Annotated in this window: 20 protein-coding genes; 17 read left to right on the forward strand and 3 right to left on the reverse strand. The window is 54.2% G+C overall.

Features of this window, described 5'->3' with window-relative positions:
- Positions 1 to 257: 257 nt before the first annotated feature.
- Positions 258 to 1,160: a sensor histidine kinase gene (locus D5S03_RS12130; protein ID WP_008870416.1), complete on the reverse strand. Its 903-nt coding sequence runs from the start codon at positions 1,158 to 1,160 to the stop codon at positions 258 to 260.
- Between the two features lie 278 nt (positions 1,161 to 1,438).
- On the opposite strand from D5S03_RS12130, the gene D5S03_RS12135 reads away from it, so the two are divergent.
- Positions 1,439 to 3,304, forward strand: coding sequence for a response regulator (locus D5S03_RS12135; protein ID WP_287044209.1), 1,866 nt, complete (start codon positions 1,439 to 1,441; stop codon positions 3,302 to 3,304).
- Positions 3,305 to 3,496: 192 nt separating this feature from the next.
- Positions 3,497 to 4,351: a PilZ domain-containing protein gene (locus D5S03_RS12140; protein WP_287044211.1), complete on the forward strand. Its 855-nt coding sequence runs from the start codon at positions 3,497 to 3,499 to the stop codon at positions 4,349 to 4,351.
- 165 nt (positions 4,352 to 4,516) lie between these two features.
- On the opposite strand, the gene D5S03_RS12145 is transcribed toward D5S03_RS12140, so the two are convergent.
- The gene (locus D5S03_RS12145; RefSeq protein ID WP_008870413.1) at positions 4,517 to 5,347 is read right to left on the reverse strand and encodes a DUF169 domain-containing protein; all 831 of its coding nucleotides are present in this window, start codon (positions 5,345 to 5,347) and stop codon (positions 4,517 to 4,519) included.
- Positions 5,348 to 5,358: 11 nt separating this feature from the next.
- Positions 5,359 to 5,565: a 50S ribosomal protein L28 gene (gene rpmB, locus D5S03_RS12150; protein WP_008870412.1), complete on the reverse strand. Its 207-nt coding sequence runs from the start codon at positions 5,563 to 5,565 to the stop codon at positions 5,359 to 5,361.
- Positions 5,566 to 5,830: 265 nt separating this feature from the next.
- Here rpmB and D5S03_RS12155 point away from each other — a divergent pair, with 265 nt between their 5' ends.
- From D5S03_RS12155 to D5S03_RS12225, 15 genes are all read left to right on the forward strand, one after another.
- On the forward strand, positions 5,831 to 6,310 hold the full coding sequence (locus D5S03_RS12155) for a YceD family protein (protein ID WP_161598666.1): 480 nt from the start codon (positions 5,831 to 5,833) through the stop codon (positions 6,308 to 6,310).
- Positions 6,311 to 6,321: 11 nt separating this feature from the next.
- Complete coding sequence (rpmF, locus tag D5S03_RS12160; protein WP_008870410.1) at positions 6,322 to 6,510, forward strand: 50S ribosomal protein L32; 189 nt, start codon at positions 6,322 to 6,324, stop codon at positions 6,508 to 6,510.
- The gene (gene plsX, locus D5S03_RS12165; protein ID WP_008870409.1) at positions 6,497 to 7,555 is read left to right on the forward strand and encodes a phosphate acyltransferase PlsX; all 1,059 of its coding nucleotides are present in this window, start codon (positions 6,497 to 6,499) and stop codon (positions 7,553 to 7,555) included. Before rpmF ends, plsX begins: the two co-directional genes overlap by 14 nt.
- Positions 7,556 to 7,741: 186 nt before the next feature.
- Positions 7,742 to 8,737 carry a beta-ketoacyl-ACP synthase III gene (locus tag D5S03_RS12170; RefSeq protein ID WP_008870408.1) on the forward strand — a complete coding sequence of 332 codons (996 nt, stop codon included), beginning with the start codon at positions 7,742 to 7,744 and terminating at the stop codon, positions 8,735 to 8,737.
- A gap of 19 nt (positions 8,738 to 8,756) precedes the next feature.
- A complete protein-coding gene (fabG, locus tag D5S03_RS12175; RefSeq protein ID WP_008870407.1) occupies positions 8,757 to 9,500 on the forward strand; it encodes a 3-oxoacyl-[acyl-carrier-protein] reductase in 744 nt (247 codons plus the stop codon).
- Between the two features lie 315 nt (positions 9,501 to 9,815).
- Positions 9,816 to 10,046, forward strand: coding sequence for an acyl carrier protein (gene acpP, locus D5S03_RS12180; protein WP_008870406.1), 231 nt, complete (start codon positions 9,816 to 9,818; stop codon positions 10,044 to 10,046).
- A 146-nt stretch (positions 10,047 to 10,192) separates the two neighbouring features.
- The gene (fabF, locus tag D5S03_RS12185) at positions 10,193 to 11,431 is read left to right on the forward strand and encodes a beta-ketoacyl-ACP synthase II (RefSeq protein WP_008870405.1); all 1,239 of its coding nucleotides are present in this window, start codon (positions 10,193 to 10,195) and stop codon (positions 11,429 to 11,431) included.
- Between the two features lie 44 nt (positions 11,432 to 11,475).
- Entirely contained in the window at positions 11,476 to 12,714 is a 1,239-nt protein-coding gene (gene glyA / locus D5S03_RS12190; RefSeq protein ID WP_040418540.1) for a serine hydroxymethyltransferase, read from the forward strand.
- Between the two features lie 107 nt (positions 12,715 to 12,821).
- Positions 12,822 to 13,280: a deoxycytidylate deaminase gene (locus D5S03_RS12195; protein ID WP_008870403.1), complete on the forward strand. Its 459-nt coding sequence runs from the start codon at positions 12,822 to 12,824 to the stop codon at positions 13,278 to 13,280.
- Between the two features lie 20 nt (positions 13,281 to 13,300).
- Positions 13,301 to 14,416 (forward strand): bifunctional diaminohydroxyphosphoribosylaminopyrimidine deaminase/5-amino-6-(5-phosphoribosylamino)uracil reductase RibD, encoded by a 1,116-nt coding sequence (ribD, locus tag D5S03_RS12200; protein ID WP_008870402.1) that lies wholly within the window; start codon positions 13,301 to 13,303, stop codon positions 14,414 to 14,416.
- A 41-nt stretch (positions 14,417 to 14,457) separates the two neighbouring features.
- Entirely contained in the window at positions 14,458 to 15,114 is a 657-nt protein-coding gene (locus tag D5S03_RS12205) for a riboflavin synthase (RefSeq protein WP_008870401.1), read from the forward strand.
- A 46-nt stretch (positions 15,115 to 15,160) separates the two neighbouring features.
- Positions 15,161 to 16,372: a bifunctional 3,4-dihydroxy-2-butanone-4-phosphate synthase/GTP cyclohydrolase II gene (locus D5S03_RS12210; protein ID WP_008870400.1), complete on the forward strand. Its 1,212-nt coding sequence runs from the start codon at positions 15,161 to 15,163 to the stop codon at positions 16,370 to 16,372.
- Between the two features lie 23 nt (positions 16,373 to 16,395).
- The gene (ribH, locus tag D5S03_RS12215) at positions 16,396 to 16,869 is read left to right on the forward strand and encodes a 6,7-dimethyl-8-ribityllumazine synthase (protein ID WP_008870399.1); all 474 of its coding nucleotides are present in this window, start codon (positions 16,396 to 16,398) and stop codon (positions 16,867 to 16,869) included.
- Positions 16,870 to 16,885: 16 nt separating this feature from the next.
- Positions 16,886 to 17,359, forward strand: a complete 474-nt coding sequence (gene nusB / locus D5S03_RS12220; RefSeq protein WP_008870398.1) for a transcription antitermination factor NusB — start codon at positions 16,886 to 16,888, stop codon at positions 17,357 to 17,359.
- Positions 17,328 to 17,761, forward strand: a 434-nt coding sequence (locus tag D5S03_RS12225; RefSeq protein ID WP_287044219.1) for a hypothetical protein, incomplete at its 3' end; no start/stop codon positions are given. The genes nusB and D5S03_RS12225, both read left to right, overlap by 32 nt.

Here is a 17,761-nt window from a genome sequence, read left to right on the forward strand (position 1 = left end):
GCAATCTGCGGCTTCCGGCTTGCCCTGTGAAATTCCGAAGGACAGCGCAGCTGATTTCACCGGGGCCGCTGATTGCTTATCCTGTCAATCCTGTTAATCCTGTCTAAGTTTCTTGTTTTTTATGACAGGGTTTTAGGAGTAAGTCTAACTGTGCATGCTCACAAAACTTCGCGTCTGTACTTTCTGTGTTTGTGCTGAAAAGGTATCGCGGGGACTGTCCCCAGGGCCGATCAAGGCATCCCCTGAATGGTTATGGGTTAAGGCCTGGGCAGAATCAGGGTTATGCGGGTCCCGCGGTCTTGTGCAGAATCTATCCACATCCTGCCTCCAAACTGCCTGACAACGCTGTAGGCCTTGGTCAGGCCGAATCCGCCCCCCATGGTCCGTTTTTCCTGCACGTTGCTGCCCCGGACGCCGAAATCCACTACATTCTCGATTTCATTTTCAGGAATGCCCCTGCCGGTGTCCTCCACTGCAAAGCGAATATCTTTACCGTCATCATAAAGACCGGCCAGGACCTTTCCCCCAGGCTCGGTGTATTTTCGGGCATTGGCCACCAGATCGCGCATGACGTCCTGCAGGACCGGGGGCATATTGATACTGTCCTGGCGGGTGCCCTGGAAATTGAGGTGGATAAAGTAATCCGTCGGACCCTGTCGGGCCAGGTTGTATACAAAGCGGTAGCGTCCCTTGCTGTTTTTTTCAATGGCGCTGAATACATCCAGAAAGTTCTGCATGAGCCGGCTTAAATCATGATCCTCCCATTTGTCCGGATTCTCCAGGCGGTTGACGATTTCCCCGGCCCGCACCCTGAGTATGTCCAGCACTGAGTCTATGTTGGCTCTGGATTCCCGGACCTCTGGATCATCTGTAAGCCCCGGGCGACTTTTTAAAAACTCCTGCAGGCGATCCTGGATAAATGCGGCATGCTTTTCCACGCTTCCTGCATATTCCAGTATGCTGTCCCTGCTGCTCATACCGTCCTTTATCCTGAAACAAAGGTCCACACAGTCCTGAAGTGCTCTCTCATCCCCGGACATCATTTCCAGGATCTGCAGTTCTCCGGAAATAATATTGATAATATTGTAAAAACTGTGCATATCCAGGAAGATGCTGTCCTCCGGGGTCAGACTTATATCTTTTTGGATCTCAACCTGCATGACTATCCTCCCTGTTTTTTCATAGGCATCCAACCGGCCAAATGTTCTGCTTTGTACCTTAAAGCAGGGCAACGGCCACACCCTGCCATAAAATCTGCTGGTTGTTTTTCTATCCCAGTTAAGATAAGAGGTCAATCAGACCCTTTTTGGCCGGGGCATTAGTCAAATTGTCAAAACACCCTGTTTTTGTTAACATATAAAAAATCTGCAGACGAACCTGAGATTTCTTCAAAACTGGAAAAACGTACAGGCGGCAAAAGACCGGAAGGAGACCTGTTATGCCCAGGGAAGTGTTTTCCAGGCCTTCATTTAAAAAAGCCGCAGGAGAGGACAGCTTTCCTGCTGCCGAAAAAAATCCTGCCAGGGATGCATTTATGCCCCCCTCCAGGAAAAGCTCCCGCAAGCTGCGTTCTCAGGTGGAAGAAATAGTATCCACCTACCAGGACAGCATGGCCGCTTTTCAGCGATTTAGAAAATGCTGCTCCATTGTGCACTCCACAACCACCCTTGCCCGGCTTCCCGGACTGCTGCAGAGCCTGAAAAAAGAACTCAGGCTGGACGGAATACACCTGGTTCTGGCCAGTGAAGAGTACGACGGCCTTGTCCCCGATTCTGTAACCACCATGCCCCAGTCCGGACTGCATAAACTGCGGGCTGTACTGGACCTGGATCACTTTTCCGGATGCACCATACATTCTGCTGAAGACCTCAGGGCCTCGGGTCTGCTGGAGGATCTTGGATTTACTCCTCAGGGATCGCTTCGTTCCGGATCCGCCATTGTCTTTTCTTTGCATGACCGCTTCCGGTCCCAGAGACCCGTAGGACTGCTCATGTTTTATGACCGGGATTCAAACCGCTATACCAGAGAAGTGGCCACCGACTTTGTAGAGCACTTTGCCGAGACTTTTGCCTGGGCCATGGTCAGCCTGCGGGACCATGAAAAACTAAGGATACAGGAACAGAACTTAGCTGCCGCAAAAAACGAGGCAGAAGAGGCTACCAGGGCCAAGAGCATGTTTCTGGCCACCATGAGTCACGAAATAAGAACCCCCATGAATGGTGTAATGGGGCTCAGCCAGCTTCTACTGGAAACCCCCCTGAACCCGGAACAGCGCCATCTTGCCGGACTAATCCGCTCCAGCGGCGAAAACCTTCTGGACATCATCAATAATGTCCTGGACTTTTCCAAAATTGAAGCAGACCGGCTTGTGTTGGAGCAGGTGGATTTCGACCTGCGCACAATGATGGACGAAATCACCCATATTATGAAGATTAATGCCGGGGAGAAGGGTATTGAGTTTGTCAGCCGGATAGACCCGGCCCTTGAAACCAGTCTTCAGGGTGACCCGGGAAGGCTTCGCCAGATACTTTTCAACCTGTCCGGCAATGCCGTCAAATTCACCGCTCAGGGCGGGGTCCGGCTGGAGGTTTCGCCACTGACCAAGCTTGAGGACAGCATTCAGATTCTTTTTGAAATTACAGACACCGGGCCTGGGATTGACCAGGAAACAAAGAACCGGATTTTTACCGCTTACCAGCAGGCCGAGAGTTCCACCAGCCGTGAGTACGGGGGCAGCGGCCTGGGCCTGTCCATCAGTAAAAGCCTGGTGGAACTGATGCACGGAGAAATCGGGCTTGAGAGTTCACCGGGTACTGGTTCCACTTTCTGGTTTAAAGTATGGTTTGGTCTGCAGAAAACCGCCCATGATTCATGGCAGCAAAAAAAATCTCCTGAAAATCCAGCCCCTGAAAATCCGGCAGTCAATACAGGTATCAGGATTCTCATCGCAGAAGACAATTCTGTAAACCAGTTGCTGGCCACAAAGGTCCTGGAAAAAAACGGTTTTCATGCAGATGTGGTCTCTGACGGCCGGCAGGCCCTTGAAGCCCTGCAGAAAAAACATTACCACCTGGTACTCATGGATGTGCAGATGCCGGTAATGGACGGAATTACTGCCATCAGAAGCTTGCGTACCGGACAGACCAGGGTGCTGAACCCCGAGATCCCTGTAATCGCCCTTACAGCCCATGCCGGAGAGGGAGACAGGGAGCGCTTTATTAAAGCGGGCATGAATGACTACCTGCCCAAACCCATCATGCCCGACAGCTTAAATCAAATCGTCCAGAAATGGGCGACTCCGTGAGCGTAGCCTGCAACCTGGCTCTGCCGGCGGTCCCCGGATATTTTCCCCGAATCCGCTGTTGAAATTCAGAAAATATCATTATAACTGAACGACTGACGCCTTGAGGCGGCAATCGTTTAAGCAACCGATCAAAATACTATTCTGCAGGAATGCCCTGCAGATAACCAAAGAAAAAACTTACGGCAACACTACATGATTACTTCTCCGGATAAACTTCAGGCCTGTTTTCAGGCGGCCCAGGACCAGCGCTCCAAGCTCATCATCGTCATGCCCCAGGAGGCAACAAGCATGGACAGTCTTGAGGCCTCCTTAGAAGACTTTGATGAAAATCACCTTTACCTGGAAATCTCCACCCTGGAAAATTACAGCAACAGCTGGCACGACCTGGAAATAATCTGTTACTTCCGTCTTACTCAGAAAAAAGGGCCTCAAAAAGAGATGTTCTTCAATTTCGGGGCAAGGATTGTGGAGCTGGCCAAAAAAGAAAAAATAGTCAAGATGGTCCTCCAACGGCCCCAAAAGCTGGATATCGGCCAGCGACGCTCCAGCATGCGCATTGAAATGGACCAGAATCTGATGGTGAACTTCTGCATATGGGAAGAACACCGCTTTATCCGCCCCAGGACCAAAGACAGAAAGACCGGTCTCTACAGTCCCAGGATAAACCTGGATTATATCCAGGAAGGAAGCTTTAGCGTGGTGGATCTTTCTGCAGGAGGGATGAAGGTAAGAGCGACTTCCAGGCTTATCAAGGAACTGGAACTGGACTGGAACAGGGGCCTGGTCCTGGTCATCTGGATGAACCTGGACGACCCGGAGAAAGCAAAAACCCAGGATTTCTGGATCAAGGGCCGGATAAGGTACAGGACGGAAGATTTTTTTTCCAAGGATGTGGACATGGGAGTAGAGTTCACCCATTACGGCCAGATAAGCCCGGACAAAAAAATGAAATGGCAGGCTGTACGCGACCACAACATTGAGCCCCTGGGCAACTGGACCTACAGGCGCTACATGGAGAACTACCGCAAGGGAGTGGCTACGTCATAAGATTCTAAGCAACTGGTAATATTGTGTTTCCAGGCTCATGGCTCACATTCAGCACATTAAATGTCAAGTATGGACTGATCCCCTGCATCAGGTAATAAACTACCGCTGTACAGGGTTGTCTGTTTGTGGTTGTATAGAGGTTTTCACCCGCATGCTGCGTTTCTTTTACTTTTTTTCTTTCCAGTCGCCGGTTATGGCCTGCCACGTATTCCTGAACAAAAAGCTGTCATCCACATTGTTTTCCATTTCCCTGAAAAGGGCCAGGGGCATGGAAAAGGACATGAGATTTCTGTCCAGCATCCTGCGCAGGTGTTTGCGGGCTGATGGGTCCATGAGCCCTACCACTGCCCTGGGCTCTTCCTTCAGGGCCTCGGCGTAAGGCAGAAGAGCAATGGCCTGACATCCGGCTACAAAGGGGATGCTTACATTTTCAAAACTGTGCCTGCCGTAATTGGCCAGGACCACTAAGGCGCACAACTGATCCGCATCCACCAGGAAAGTAACCACCTGCACGTTATCAGTTTCCTCCTGGATCTCCTGCAGAGGCTTGAGTACCACGTACTTTGCAGGTACCTCGGTAATGGGCAGGGACTCCACAAATGAGCGCACATGATCAGGGGTTTTGATGTAACGTTCCCCTTCCATAAAATCATCACCGAACTCGCCCAGGCCGGCTTCCCTGATCTTTTCGCCCACAGCTCTGCCCTGCTCTGAATTTTTGTTCCCGCTGGACAGAAAGTTGTAAAAGCATTCCTCGCCGCCGGGAAAATCCTGGTATTTGTTGCCGAAGCCAAGGCCCACGCCTCCGCCCCAGCATCCATAGGTCTGACGGCTGAATACCGCGGTTTTGCCCTTGACCACGCTGGCTAAGGAAAACATTACGCAGCCCCACCGATCCGCCTTGAACTCAATTGCCCCGGACGGCTTTTCATCGGACCAGGTCAGGGCTGCCGGCTGATATTTGAGCTTCAGGATGGATGCGATCCTGCTCTGCATAACCCCCTCCCTCAGGCGGAACCGGCTGCGGGCTTGACTACTGCACCGGAGCGCAGGCACCTGGTGCAGACCCGGATCTTTCTGACCCGGCCCTGGGGCAGTTGGGCCCTGACCCGGCGCAGGTTGGGCATAAACCTTCTTCTGGTATGGTTGTTGGCGTGGCTGACATTATTACCGGTTGCGGGCTTTTTGCCGCACACTTCACATTGCTTGGTCATAACACTATCTCCTTGGCATTAAAAAATATTTCAGGCCTGCTGTTTACACACCCTGCTCCATGACTTAATCATTTCTTTCGGCAGGAAGACGGATGCCATTTATTAAACAGCCGCAAGGCAAAAAAGATTACATTATCTGTTTGGTTTCAAAATGGCAAGAGTAAAATCTTGACATACTCCGGTATAACAGGATAATAAAATTTTTCTGGGTTAAAATATGTTGCTTTCAGACTGGCTGCCCTTATCAGAAATCCCGGACCAGGGGGTGAAATATTTTTTTCAGGACGATTCCAGGTGGATCCTGTTGTGGGAGAAATTCGGACTCGACTGTGGCATGGAAAAAAGCCTGGTGTCCAACCTGGAAGTCCTGCCCCAGCCCGATGGAGTCTATTTCCGGGGCCGGATCCAGGGACAGGTGGCCATGACCTGCTCTCGATGCCTGGAACCGGGCACCGTGGACATAGATTACAACATAGACGTGTACGAGAGCTTTGAAGCAGACCCTGAAGATCCACCCGGCTACAGCCCCCTCAAGTTCGAAGACGGTCAATGGTGGTTCAGCCCGGAACAACTGGCCTGGGAACATTTTGTCCTGGCCCTTCCGGACAAGCCGCTGTGCTCCGGGGACTGCAAAGGGATCTGCCCTGCCTGCGGGGAAAATATCAACACCGGCCTTTGCGCCTGCCCTGAAGAATCCTTCGATCCCAGGCTGGCCGTGTTCAGAAATCTTAAAATAAATCGATAGAGAGGTTCATAATGGCTTTACCCAAGAAGAAAACTTCCAGATCCAAAAAGGGGATGCGCCGGTCACACGACCACATTCCCGCACCCAATGTAATATACTGCGACTGCGGGGAAGCTTCCCTGTCCCACAGGGTTTGCCCTCAGTGCGGCACCTACAGAAGCCGGACATACATCAAATCCACCGCGGATGAAGCCGATTAAACCCTGGATCGCAGTAGATGCCATGGGCGGTGATTCCGGCCCGGATATAGTCATCCCCGGCAGCCTGGAAGCCGCCAGGCAGGACAACCTGGGCCTGGTTCTGGTGGGAGATCAGGAAAAGATCGAGCAGGCCCTTTCAAAACAGAAGACCGGCGATCTCCAGCTGGAAGTCCTGCATGCCCCTGAAGTGGTGGCCATGAATGACAAACCTTCAGAGGCCCTTCGCCGTAAGAAAAACTCCTCCATTCAGGCCGCCTTTAAGTCCGTGCGCGAAAAAACGGCCCATGGCGTGGTCAGCGCCGGCAATTCCGGGGCCACCCTGGCCTGCGGCATGTTTACTCTGGGCCGCATAAAAGGCATTGAACGTCCGGCTCTGGCTTCCATACTGCCCACGGAAAAAAAAGAACCCCTGGTCCTGGTGGATGTCGGGGCCAATGTTGAATGCAAGCCTTATCACCTCATTCAGTTCGGTCTTATGGCCGATGTCTTTGCCCGGGATGTCCTGCACATTAAAAACCCGCGAATCGGGGTCCTGACCATCGGTGAGGAAGAGGGCAAAGGCAACAAGCTGGTACTGGAAACCATAAAGCTCTTCAGGTCCTCATCCATGAACTTCATCGGCAATGTTGAAGGCAGAGACTTTTTTGCCGGTAAAGCCGATGTGGTTGTTTGCGACGGCTTCGTGGGCAATGTCTCCCTGAAGCTCATGGAAGGGCTGGCCATGTCTTTAAGCCGCATCCTCAAGGCGGAGGTAAAGAAAAGCCTGCTGGCCAGGCTTGGTTTTCTTCTGGGCATAAGGGCTCTTAAGAGATTCGGCAGGCACATTGATTACGCCGAGTACGGAGGCGCACCTCTGCTGGGCTTAAACGGCATCGGCATTGTTTGCCACGGTTCCTCCAACTCCAAGGCCATTACCAATGCAGTACTCATGGCCGGAGAATTCGTGCGCAACCGGGCAAATGAGCACCTGGCCGAAGGCCTGGGACAAAACCAGGAGATAAACATGTTCGGCAGACGCCCCCAGGCCAAAAACCACTCGGCTTAGCCAGGGTGAGCCGCCTTTATTTACGTGCAGAAGCAGAGGAAAGAACACGGAAATGTATTGTAAAAAACTTCAGATCCTGCTTCAGCATTAATCCATAATCCTTAATTCCCTGGTTTTCTTAATCCTCTAACAGTGCTCTGCTGGCGTCGATGGCCCTGCAAAAGACCTCGACCTGATACTTTTCAAATGAAAAAAAACTGCTGCCTGACAGGACTTGGCTATTACGTCCCGGAAAAAGTCATAACCAACCATGACTTCGAACTCCTGATGGATACCTCCGACGAATGGATCACCACCAGGACAGGGATAAAGCAGCGCCATATATGCACCGACCAGGCCTGTTCAGACCTTGCATACCATTCATCCATCCAGGCCCTGGAAGAAGCCGGAATTACTCCTCAGGATCTTACCCACATCATCGTGGCCACCTTTACCCCGGACGCCCTGATCCCCAATGCAGCCTGCGTGCTCCTGGAAAAGCTGGGGCACAAAGATATTGCCGCCCTGGACATCAACACCGCCTGCACCGGTTTTATCTACGGCCTGGAACTGGCCAGGGGACTTTGCATGCTGCCAGGCGATGCCAATGTGCTGGTCGTGGCCTCCGAGGCCCTGACCACCAGGGTCAATTTTTCCGACAGAAGCACCTGCGTTTTGTTCGGGGATGGAGCCGGTGCTGCAGTGGTATCCAACACCTGTCACAACCCGGCCGCAATGCCCGGCCGTCTTCTGGATGTAAGTCTCAAGGCTGACGGTGCGCTGGGCGAGCTTTTGACCATCAAGGGCGGAGGATCTGCCTATCCCCTGGCCCTTGGGGAAAAAGTCAGTGAAAACTTTTTTGTCCAGATGGAAGGCCGGGAAGTATTCAAGCACGCGGTTCGCTCCATGTACAATGTTGCCCTGGAAGTTATGGCGAGAAACAACGTCCGGCCCGGGGACATCGACCTTGTGGTCCCGCATCAGGCCAATATCCGCATTATCGAGGCCCTGGCCAAAAAAATGAATCTTGACCCGGCAAATTTATTTGTTAATGTTCAAAAATACGGCAACACTTCAGCTGCTTCAGTGCCCATCGCCCTTGCCGAAGCCAGGGAAAAGGGCCGCATCAGCCCGGGAGACCTGGTACTCATGGTGGCTTTCGGGGGAGGATTTACCTGGGGTGCGGCGCTGGTGCAGTTTTAAATCCTGAAGAGAGGTCAGCATGTCCGAGCTTTTAAAAACCGCCCTGGTCACCGGAGGCTCCCGCGGCATAGGCAGGGAATGCGCCCTGCGCCTGGCCCGGGATGGATACAATGTATACATCACCTACGTAAGCAAACCCCAGCAGGCCCGGGAAACCTGCACCGAGATTGAAAACCTGGGCGTACAGGCCGCTTCTTTTGAGCTTGACGTCGGAGACCAGGAAGCCATTGTTGATTTTTTCAAAAATGAAATAAAAGACAGAGTCGACCTTCAGGTACTGGTCAACAACGCCGGCCTGACCCAGGACGGCCTTCTGGTGCGCATGAAGCCCGAGCAATGGGAAAAAGTCATCCGGGTAAATCTCACGGGATCATTCATCTGCCTGCAGCAGGCAGCCAAAATCATGATGCGAAACCGCCGGGGGCGCATCATAAATCTGTCCTCTGTAACCGCACAGACCGGCAACCCCGGCCAGGCCAACTACACATCCGCCAAAGCAGGACTCATAGGTCTGACCAAAACAGCCGCCCAGGAACTGGCCCCCAGAAACATCACCGTGAACGCCGTGGCTCCAGGTTTCATCGACACGGATATGACCGACAAGCTGCCCGGAGATGTCCGGGACAGATTTTTGCAGATGATACCCCTGCAGCGTTTCGGAACCCCCGGGGACGTAGCTGAATGTGTGGCCTTTCTGGCCTCCGGGGAAGCAGGATACATAACCGGACAGGTCCTTGGAATTAACGGAGGACTGTATATGTAATCCGGGCCTGGCATGACCCTTTTATCACAACTTGAAACTTTGGCCGGCATGTAATATGGAGACATCTGGCTTTCAGCATACAATGCCTTCAAGGCAACTGTTGCAAATGGGAAGCATTCAGGGGGTCCTAGATGGTGATTACTGGCACTCACGCCTTTGGCGTGACTGGAGACTGTCCCGGACTTATTTTCTAACGCTTACATCTGTCAATTGTTCATCAAAAAATAAGTGCGGGGCTGTCCCCGGGCCGTTTCCGGCACCCCCTGAATGCTTACTGCAAATGTATCGTCAACTCAACCAATTAAGGAGAAAGCAATGTCAGTAGAACAAAAAGTAAAGGACATCGTTGTGGACCAGCTTGGAATTTCCGCCGAAGAAGTAAAGCCCGAGGCCAAATTTGTAGAGGACCTGGGTGCTGACTCCCTGGACCTGACAGAACTTATCATGGCCATGGAAGAAGAATTCGACATTGAAATCGACGATGAAAAGGCCCAGGAACTGCTTACCGTGCAGTCGGCCATAGAATTTATAAAGGCCAACCAGTAGCCTGTCAGGGCATCTGCATCCCCCCGCCGGCATGCTGATCAACCTTCTTTTTAACAAATGCCAGGACGCGGAATAATCCGCTGACTCTTTCCCGGTGCAAAGAAAAAGGAAAGAGCAAACCCAAAGCAATCGCAGGATAACAAGCAATGCCAAGAGTAGTTGTTACCGGCCTGTCAGCCCTTACTCCTATAGGCAACGACCTCGACAGCAGCTGGGAAAACCTTCTGGCCGGCAAAAGCGGCGTGGATCACCTGGCCCGTTTCGACTGTACAGGATATGCATCCAGGATTGCAGCCGAAGTCAGGGATTTTGATCCCACAGCCTACATGAGCGCCAAGGAAGCCAAACGGATGGACCGCTTCTGTCACCTGGGCGTGGCTGGAGCGCAGATGCTTATGCAGGATTCCGGCCTGACCCCGGACAATATGGACATGGAGCAGTGCGGAGTGCTGCTGGGATGCGGGCTGGGCGGCCTGGAAACCATCGAGGAGTTTCATTCCAAGCTGATCAAGTCCGGCCCCAAAAGGGTCTCCCCCTTTTATATTCCCCTTTTGATAGCCAACATGGTTGCCGGACAGATATCAATATCCACAGGGGCAAAGGGGCCCAATCTGGTGACCACCTCGGCATGCGCCTCGGGCATGCACGCCATCGGCTACGCCTATTCAGACATAAGGCTGGGCCGGGCCCAGGCCATGATCACCGGAGGAGTGGAATCCACCATAACCCCCATGGCCCTGTCCGGATTCAGCGCCATGAAGGCCCTGTCCACCAGAAACGACGACCCGCAGAAGGCCAGCCGCCCCTTTGACAAAGACCGGGACGGGTTCGTCATCGGCGAAGGCAGCGGACAGATGATCCTGGAGTCCCTGGACAGCGCCCTGGCAAGAGGGGCCAGAATTTACGCCGAAGTCGTCGGTTTCGGGGCTACAGCAGATGCATTTCATATAACCGCCCCGGATGATTCCGGAGAGGGCATGGCCAGCTGTATGAAACAGGCCCTGCGCGAAGCCGGAGTATCGCCCGAACAGGTGGATCACATAAATGCCCACGGGACTTCCACTTACTTAAATGACATAACCGAAACCAGGGCCATCAAGGAGGTCTTCGGCAAACATGCCTACGACATGCTGCTTACAGCCAACAAGTCCATGATCGGGCACACCCTGGGGGCGGCAGGGGGCATTGAAGGAGTATTCTGCGCCAAAAGTCTCTATCATGGACAGGTTCCGGGAACCATCAACCTGGACACCGCCGACCCCGACTGCGATCTGGACTATTGCTCCCGGGGCAGCGTAACCAGGAGCATCAATTTTGCCCTGTGCAACTCATTCGGCTTTGGCGGGACCAACGGCTGTATCCTGTTTAAAAGGTTTGAAGAATAAGGGTTATCCACCCTGCTTTATAAGGAGATAAATATAACATGAATATGGATGAAATCAGAAGAGTAGATCCGGAAATAGCCAGAAGCATCGACCTGGAGGAAAAACGCCAGTTGAACAAACTTGAGCTCATTGCCTCCGAGAACTTCACCTCCCTGGCGGTCAGGCAGGCCATGGGCACGGTCCTGACCCACAAATACGCCGAAGGTTATCCCGGAAAAAGATACTACGGCGGGTGCGAATACGTGGACATGGCCGAAGACCTGGCCCGGGACAGGGCGAGAGAGCTCTTTGAAGCCGAGTACGTCAATGTCCAGCCCCACTCCGGCTCCCAGGCCAATATGGGGGTTTTCTTCGGGATGCTCAAGCCCGGGGACACCATCATGGGCATGGACCTTTCCCACGGCGGGCACCTGACCCACGGCTGCCCGGCCAACTTTTCCGGCAAGCTTTACCAGACCGTTTTTTACGGCGTGGAAAAAGAAACCGGTTATATAAACTACGAACAGGTGGAAGAGCTTGCCCTCAAACACAGGCCCAGTATGATTATCGCCGGGGCCAGCGCTTACCCCCGGGAAATCGACTTCAAACGCTTCCGGGAAATCGCGGACAAGGTGGATGCCAAGCTCACAGTGGATATGGCCCATATCGCCGGAATAATTGCAGCAGGGCTTCATCAGTCGCCGGTGCCCCATGCTCATTTCACGACCACCACCACGCACAAGACCCTGCGCGGTCCCAGGGGAGGCATGATCCTCAGCCGTGACGAATACGCAAGGACCCTCAATTCCCAGATATTTCCAGGGATTCAGGGCGGCCCGCTCATGCACGTCATCGCGGCCAAGGCCATAGCCTTCAAAGAGGCACTTGCCCCGGAATTCAAGACCTACCAGCAGCTGGTCATCGACAATGCCCGCACCATGGGCAGGCTGCTTACGGACGCCGGATTCACCCTGGTCTCCAGAGGCACGGACAATCATATCCTCCTGGTGGACCTGACCAACAAGGATATTACCGGGAAGGATGCAGAGATCGCCCTGGATACAGCGGGCATGACCGTAAACAAAAACACTGTGCCCTTTGAAACCAGGTCGCCCTTTGTGACTTCCGGCATCAGGATAGGCAGTTCAGCCCTTACCACCCGGGGAATGCGTCCCGAACATATGGATCAGGTGGTCAACTGGATGATCGCTGCCCTGGAAAACGCCAGCAACCAGGAACGTCTAAACCAGATCAGCAAAGAGGTGGAAAAATTCGCCGGTGATTTTCCTCTTTTCGCATGGTAGAATTTATAGAGGCGGCAGGGGACTGGCTGTGCCGCAATAGCCGCACCGGGGCTCGGGCCCAGGTCTGGCTTAGTAGCCAGTCCCGCAGACGCCGGGAGGTGTAAGTGATGCAGCAAAGGCTTTCCTGGGACCAGTACTACATGCGCATCACCCATCTTGTGTCCCGGCGCTCCACATGCCTGAGACGGGTGGTGGGGGCCATGGCCGTCAAGGACAAGCGCATACTGGCCACCGGCTACAACGGAGCCCCGGCCGGACTGGAACATTGCCAGGATGTAGGATGTCTGCGCGACGAAATGGGCATTCCCTCCGGCGAAAGACACGAATTGTGCAGGGGTCTGCACGCGGAACAAAACGTTATTATCCAGGCTGCAATACACGGGGTGAGCATAACCGGCTCCTTTATCTACTGCACCACCCAGCCCTGTCTCATATGCTCCAAGATGCTCATCAACTGCGGAGTTAAAAAAATTTATTTCAGTCAGGGCTACCCTGACCCACTGGCCCAGGAAATGCTGACCATGGCCCAGGTGGAGTTCGAACTTTTGGAAATAGTCGGGGACTGACCGTAGCCGGGGATAAATCCATGAATCAGAGCGAATTTATGCTTAAAGCCCTTGGTCTGGCACGGCAGGCCAAAGGCTTTACCGCTCCCAATCCCTGCGTGGGGGCCCTGGTGACCTGCGGGGACAGGATCATGGGCAAAGGATGGCACAGGGCTCCCGGTGAAAACCATGCCGAGGTTGAGGCCATAGAAAACGCCAGGGAAAACGGGGCTGATCTTTCCTCCTGCAGGATGTACGTAACTCTGGAGCCATGCAACCACCACGGCCGGACCCCTCCCTGCACTGCCGCCGTTATCCAGGCAGGCATCCCGGAAATAATCATAGGAGCCAGGGACCCCAATTCCCAGGTCCAGGGCGGCGGGGCCGAGTTTCTAAGAAATCACGGATTGCGGGTGACTGTGGGCGTGGAGGAACAAAAATGCCTGGACCTCATAGCCGATTTTTCCCTTTGGCAGAATTCCGGCCGGCCATATGTCTACCTCAAGACCGCCTCCACTCTTGATGGACGGATAGCCACACGTACCGGGCATTCCAGGTGGGTGACATCGGCAAATGCCAGGCAGATGGTCCACCAGCTAAGATCCATTGTGGGCGCGGTCCTGGTGGGCGGCAACACGTTTTACCAGGACAATCCGGCCCTTACCTGCCGCATACAGGAAGTTAAAAACCAGCCCTGGGCAGTGGTTCTCACCTCCAGGCTCCCGGATCCTGACCAGGATTTTTACCTGTTGCAGAAAAGAGCCTCCCGGACCATTTTCTGGACCGACAAGAACTCTGCTGCTTCCCCCAGGGCCGCCGGCCTTGAGGCCCGGGGCTGCAGGGTTATGGGGCTGGACGCAGAAGGCCCCGGTCTGGACCTTAAGCTGGGCCTTGAAATGCTCAGGCGGGAGACGGGAATATATTACCTTTTGTGCGAAGGGGGCGGACAACTGGCCAGCAGTCTTTTGCAGCAGGGCCTGGCTGATGAAGTCTGGGCCTTTGTAGCCCTGAAGATCCTTGGAGACTCACTGGCGGTGCCGGTCACCAGCGGCAGGGAAGTGGAGCTTATGGACCAGACCCTGGACTTTCGCCCGGGAGAAATCCTGAACCTCGGCCCGGAAATCCTCTTAAGGCTTTTCCCCCTGCAGCGGGAATAATCCATTGACCATTTTTACATAATGGGTGATAATTTCAGGTTATGTTTACCGGCCTCATACAAGGCACAGGAAGAGTCGCCGCCACAGAGAAAAAGGGCCTGGAAACCAGGTTCACGATAAGACCGGGCTTTGTCCTGAGCGATCCCAGACCCGGGGAAAGCATTGCTGTCAACGGGGTCTGCCTCACTGCGGAAAATTTCAGCCGGGACGCTTTTCATGTATATGCCTCTGCCCAGACCATTTCGGTTACCAGTCTAAAAGACCTGGGCACGGGCAGCCATGTCAACCTGGAAAGGGCCCTGGCCCTGGGAGACAGACTCGGAGGACACATAGTGTCCGGGCATGTGGACTGCCTGGCCCGGGTGGAGGATATCCGGGCGGACGGCGAGTCCAGGCGGATCACCCTTGTTTTCCCTGAAGAATTAAGCCCCCAGGTTATAGATAAGGGTTCCGTGGCCCTGGATGGAGTAAGCCTGACCATAACCGGGTGCGGTCCAGGCTGGCTGCAGGTGAACATTATCCCGGCCACCTGGAAGGAAACCACCCTGGCCGGGTGGAAAAAAGGTACCCAGGTCAACATGGAGACCGACCTCATCGGCAAATACGTCCAGAACATGCTCGGCCCCTGGCTTGAGGGGCGCTCCCGTGACCAGGGCGGCAGGCTGGACATGGATTTCTTGAGACAGCACGGTTTTTAAGTCTTGATCCACCTTTATGGGAAAATTAATAAACACGAGGCAAAAAATGTCAGTCAGCAGCATTGAAGAAGCAATCGAAGACATCCGGCGGGGCAAAATGGTCATCCTGGTGGATGACGAGGACCGGGAAAACGAGGGCGACCTGACCATAGCCGCCGAGCACATAACTCCCGAGGTCATAAATTTCATGGCCAAGTACGGGCGCGGGCTCATATGTCTGGCCCTGGCCCCGGAATGGGTGGACAAACTCGGCCTGCCCATGATGGCCCCCAAAAACACCTCCAGGTTTGAAACCGCCTTCACCGTCTCCATAGAAGCAGCCCAGGGGGTAACCACCGGTATATCCGCCTATGACCGCTCCACCACCATCCTCACCGCCATCAAGGACAACGTGGTCCCGGAAGACATCGCCACTCCCGGCCACATCTTCCCCCTGCGGGCCAAAAAAGGCGGGGTGCTGGTCCGGGCCGGGCAGACCGAGGGCAGCATGGACCTTGCCCGTCTGGCAGGGCTCAAGCCCGCCGCTGTTATCTGCGAAATAATGCGTGACGACGGCGAAATGGCCCGCATGCCCGACCTGATTGAATTCGCCGGAAAACACGGTATCAAGATCTGCACCATTGAGGACCTTATCCGCTACCGCTCCAGGTTCGACTCCATGGTCAAGCGGGTGGCTGAAGCTGATCTGCCCACTGACTGCGGCAATTTCCGGGCTATAGCCTATGAAAACGAGGTGGATGATCATACCCACGTGGCCCTGGTCAAGGGCAAGCTCAAAAAACACGAGCCTGTACTGGTGCGGGTGCACAGCCAGTGCCTCACGGGTGACGTTTTCGGCTCCCTTCGCTGCGACTGCGGCAACCAGCTCAAGGCGGCCATGCGCATGGTGGATCAGGCCGGAAAAGGCGTAATTCTCTATATGAGCCAGGAAGGCCGGGGCATCGGCCTGGCCAACAAGATAAAGGCCTATGCTCTTCAGGATCAGGGCCGGGACACTGTGGAGGCCAACGAGGAACTGGGATTCGGCCCCGACCTGCGCAACTACGGCATAGGGGCCCAGATTCTGGTGGACCTGGGCATTACCAAAATGCGCCTTATGACCAACAATCCCAAGAAAATAATCGGCCTGGAAGGTTTCGCTCTGGAGGTTGTGGACAGGGTATCCATAGAAGTCCCTGCCTGCGAGCAGAACCAGTGCTACCTGCTGACCAAGAAGGAAAAAATGGGGCATATCCTCAGTATTTCCAGCAAGCAGTAAACAAGGACCATTGGAGAGAAAAAATGCTGCACATAAAAACCATAGAAGGCAGGCTGGATGCCAGGGGGCTTAAAATCGCCCTGGTGGCCTGCAGGTTCAACGACTTCATCGTGGACAAGCTCATAGGCGGGGCCGTGGACTACTTAGTGCGTCACGGAATGGAAAAAGAAAACCTGACCCTGTACCGGGTGCCCGGGGCTTTTGAGATGCCTGTCCTGGTCAAGCGCCTGGCCGGCAAAAAAGACATAGACGGGATAGTCTGCCTGGGTGCGGTCATCCGCGGGGCAACCCCGCATTTCGACTATGTCGCCTCCGAGGCCACCAAGGGTATCGCCCAGAGTTCCATTGAGAGCGGCATGCCTGTGGGTTTCGGCCTGCTGACCACCGACAGCCTGGAACAGGCCATTGAAAGGGCCGGGAGCAAGGCCGGCAACAAGGGAGTTGAGGCAGCAGCAGCCGTTCTGGAACTTATCCGGGTCATGGAGCAGGTGGATTAACATCTTATCACAGCAAATGACCAGACATAAACCCAGAACAAAAACGACCCATTCAAGGCACGCCCAGAGGGAGTTCGCCTTTCAGGTCCTTTACTCCCTGCACTTTGACCAGACGGGCACCCATATACTTGACACCTTCCATCATTTCAAAAATGACCAGGACACCGCTGTGCAGCAGGATATGTCATATGCTCTGCAGTTGATCAACGGTGTCCGGGAAAACCTGGAAGAGCTTGATGCCGCAATCGGCAGGCATTCCCAGAACTGGAAGGTCAAGCGCATCGCCATGGTTGAGCTGACCATAATGCGCCTGGCTGTTTACGAAATGATTTACAGGGAGGACATCCCGGTTAAAGTGGGCATCAACGAAGCCATTGAACTGGCCAAGACCTTTGGGGACAACAATTCGCGCAACTTTGTCAATGGCATCCTGGACGCCGTTGCCAGGGATATGAGACATGGTGAACCTGGGACTGACGCGGGAGCCTGATTCCTGCCCCATCCTTTTCGCCAGGCTTGGCTTTGCTCTGCCGGCCGGCGAAGACACCCGGGGACCTCTTTTAAGGTCCTGGCCCGTCCAGCAGGACCGGATCTGGGAACTGTTTTTCCCCTTACAGCAGGATCAGGACCATGCCGCATGGGCCCGGGATCTTGCCGCATGCCTCAAGGGCCTGGGACAGAGCAGGTGGTGCGTGGACACACATGGCCTGGTGCAGATTTTCAACCTCCCCCTGGAGAAGTCCCTGTCCAGGTGGGGAGAACTTTTCTGGCCGCATTTCCGGATGGACTCGGTGTTCGTCTTCGCCACCGGCAATGACGACCACATGGTGCGGGAGGTCCTGGAATCGTGGCACCGCAGGGAAACAAACATCTGCCTGCGCAGACATTATGA

It is taken from the genome of Desulfonatronospira sp. MSAO_Bac3 (genome assembly GCF_003838035.1).
GTDB lineage: Bacteria > Desulfobacterota > Desulfovibrionia > Desulfovibrionales > Desulfonatronovibrionaceae > Desulfonatronospira > Desulfonatronospira thiodismutans.

Bases quoted from the DNA above. Each gene is read 5' to 3' on its own strand.
- D5S03_RS12135 (WP_287044209.1), top strand. From the start codon at position 1,439: ATGCCCAGGGAAGTGTTTTCCAGGCCTTCATTTAAAAAAGCCGCAGGA.
- glyA (WP_040418540.1), top strand. From the start codon at position 11,476: ATGGATGAAATCAGAAGAGTAGATCCGGAAATAGCCAGAAGCATCGAC.
- ribH (WP_008870399.1), top strand. From the start codon at position 16,396: ATGCTGCACATAAAAACCATAGAAGGCAGGCTGGATGCCAGGGGGCTT.
- D5S03_RS12205 (WP_008870401.1), top strand. From the start codon at position 14,458: ATGTTTACCGGCCTCATACAAGGCACAGGAAGAGTCGCCGCCACAGAG.
- acpP (WP_008870406.1), top strand. From the start codon at position 9,816: ATGTCAGTAGAACAAAAAGTAAAGGACATCGTTGTGGACCAGCTTGGA.
- D5S03_RS12145 (WP_008870413.1), bottom strand. From the start codon at position 5,347: ATGCAGAGCAGGATCGCATCCATCCTGAAGCTCAAATATCAGCCGGCA.
- D5S03_RS12140 (WP_287044211.1), top strand. From the start codon at position 3,497: ATGATTACTTCTCCGGATAAACTTCAGGCCTGTTTTCAGGCGGCCCAG.
- fabF (WP_008870405.1), top strand. From the start codon at position 10,193: ATGCCAAGAGTAGTTGTTACCGGCCTGTCAGCCCTTACTCCTATAGGC.
- D5S03_RS12195 (WP_008870403.1), top strand. From the start codon at position 12,822: ATGCAGCAAAGGCTTTCCTGGGACCAGTACTACATGCGCATCACCCAT.
- ribD (WP_008870402.1), top strand. From the start codon at position 13,301: ATGAATCAGAGCGAATTTATGCTTAAAGCCCTTGGTCTGGCACGGCAG.
- nusB (WP_008870398.1), top strand. From the start codon at position 16,886: ATGACCAGACATAAACCCAGAACAAAAACGACCCATTCAAGGCACGCC.
- rpmF (WP_008870410.1), top strand. From the start codon at position 6,322: ATGGCTTTACCCAAGAAGAAAACTTCCAGATCCAAAAAGGGGATGCGC.
- fabG (WP_008870407.1), top strand. From the start codon at position 8,757: ATGTCCGAGCTTTTAAAAACCGCCCTGGTCACCGGAGGCTCCCGCGGC.
- D5S03_RS12170 (WP_008870408.1), top strand. From the start codon at position 7,742: ATGAAAAAAAACTGCTGCCTGACAGGACTTGGCTATTACGTCCCGGAA.
- plsX (WP_008870409.1), top strand. From the start codon at position 6,497: ATGAAGCCGATTAAACCCTGGATCGCAGTAGATGCCATGGGCGGTGAT.
- D5S03_RS12130 (WP_008870416.1), bottom strand. From the start codon at position 1,160: ATGCAGGTTGAGATCCAAAAAGATATAAGTCTGACCCCGGAGGACAGC.
- rpmB (WP_008870412.1), bottom strand. From the start codon at position 5,565: ATGACCAAGCAATGTGAAGTGTGCGGCAAAAAGCCCGCAACCGGTAAT.
- D5S03_RS12210 (WP_008870400.1), top strand. From the start codon at position 15,161: ATGTCAGTCAGCAGCATTGAAGAAGCAATCGAAGACATCCGGCGGGGC.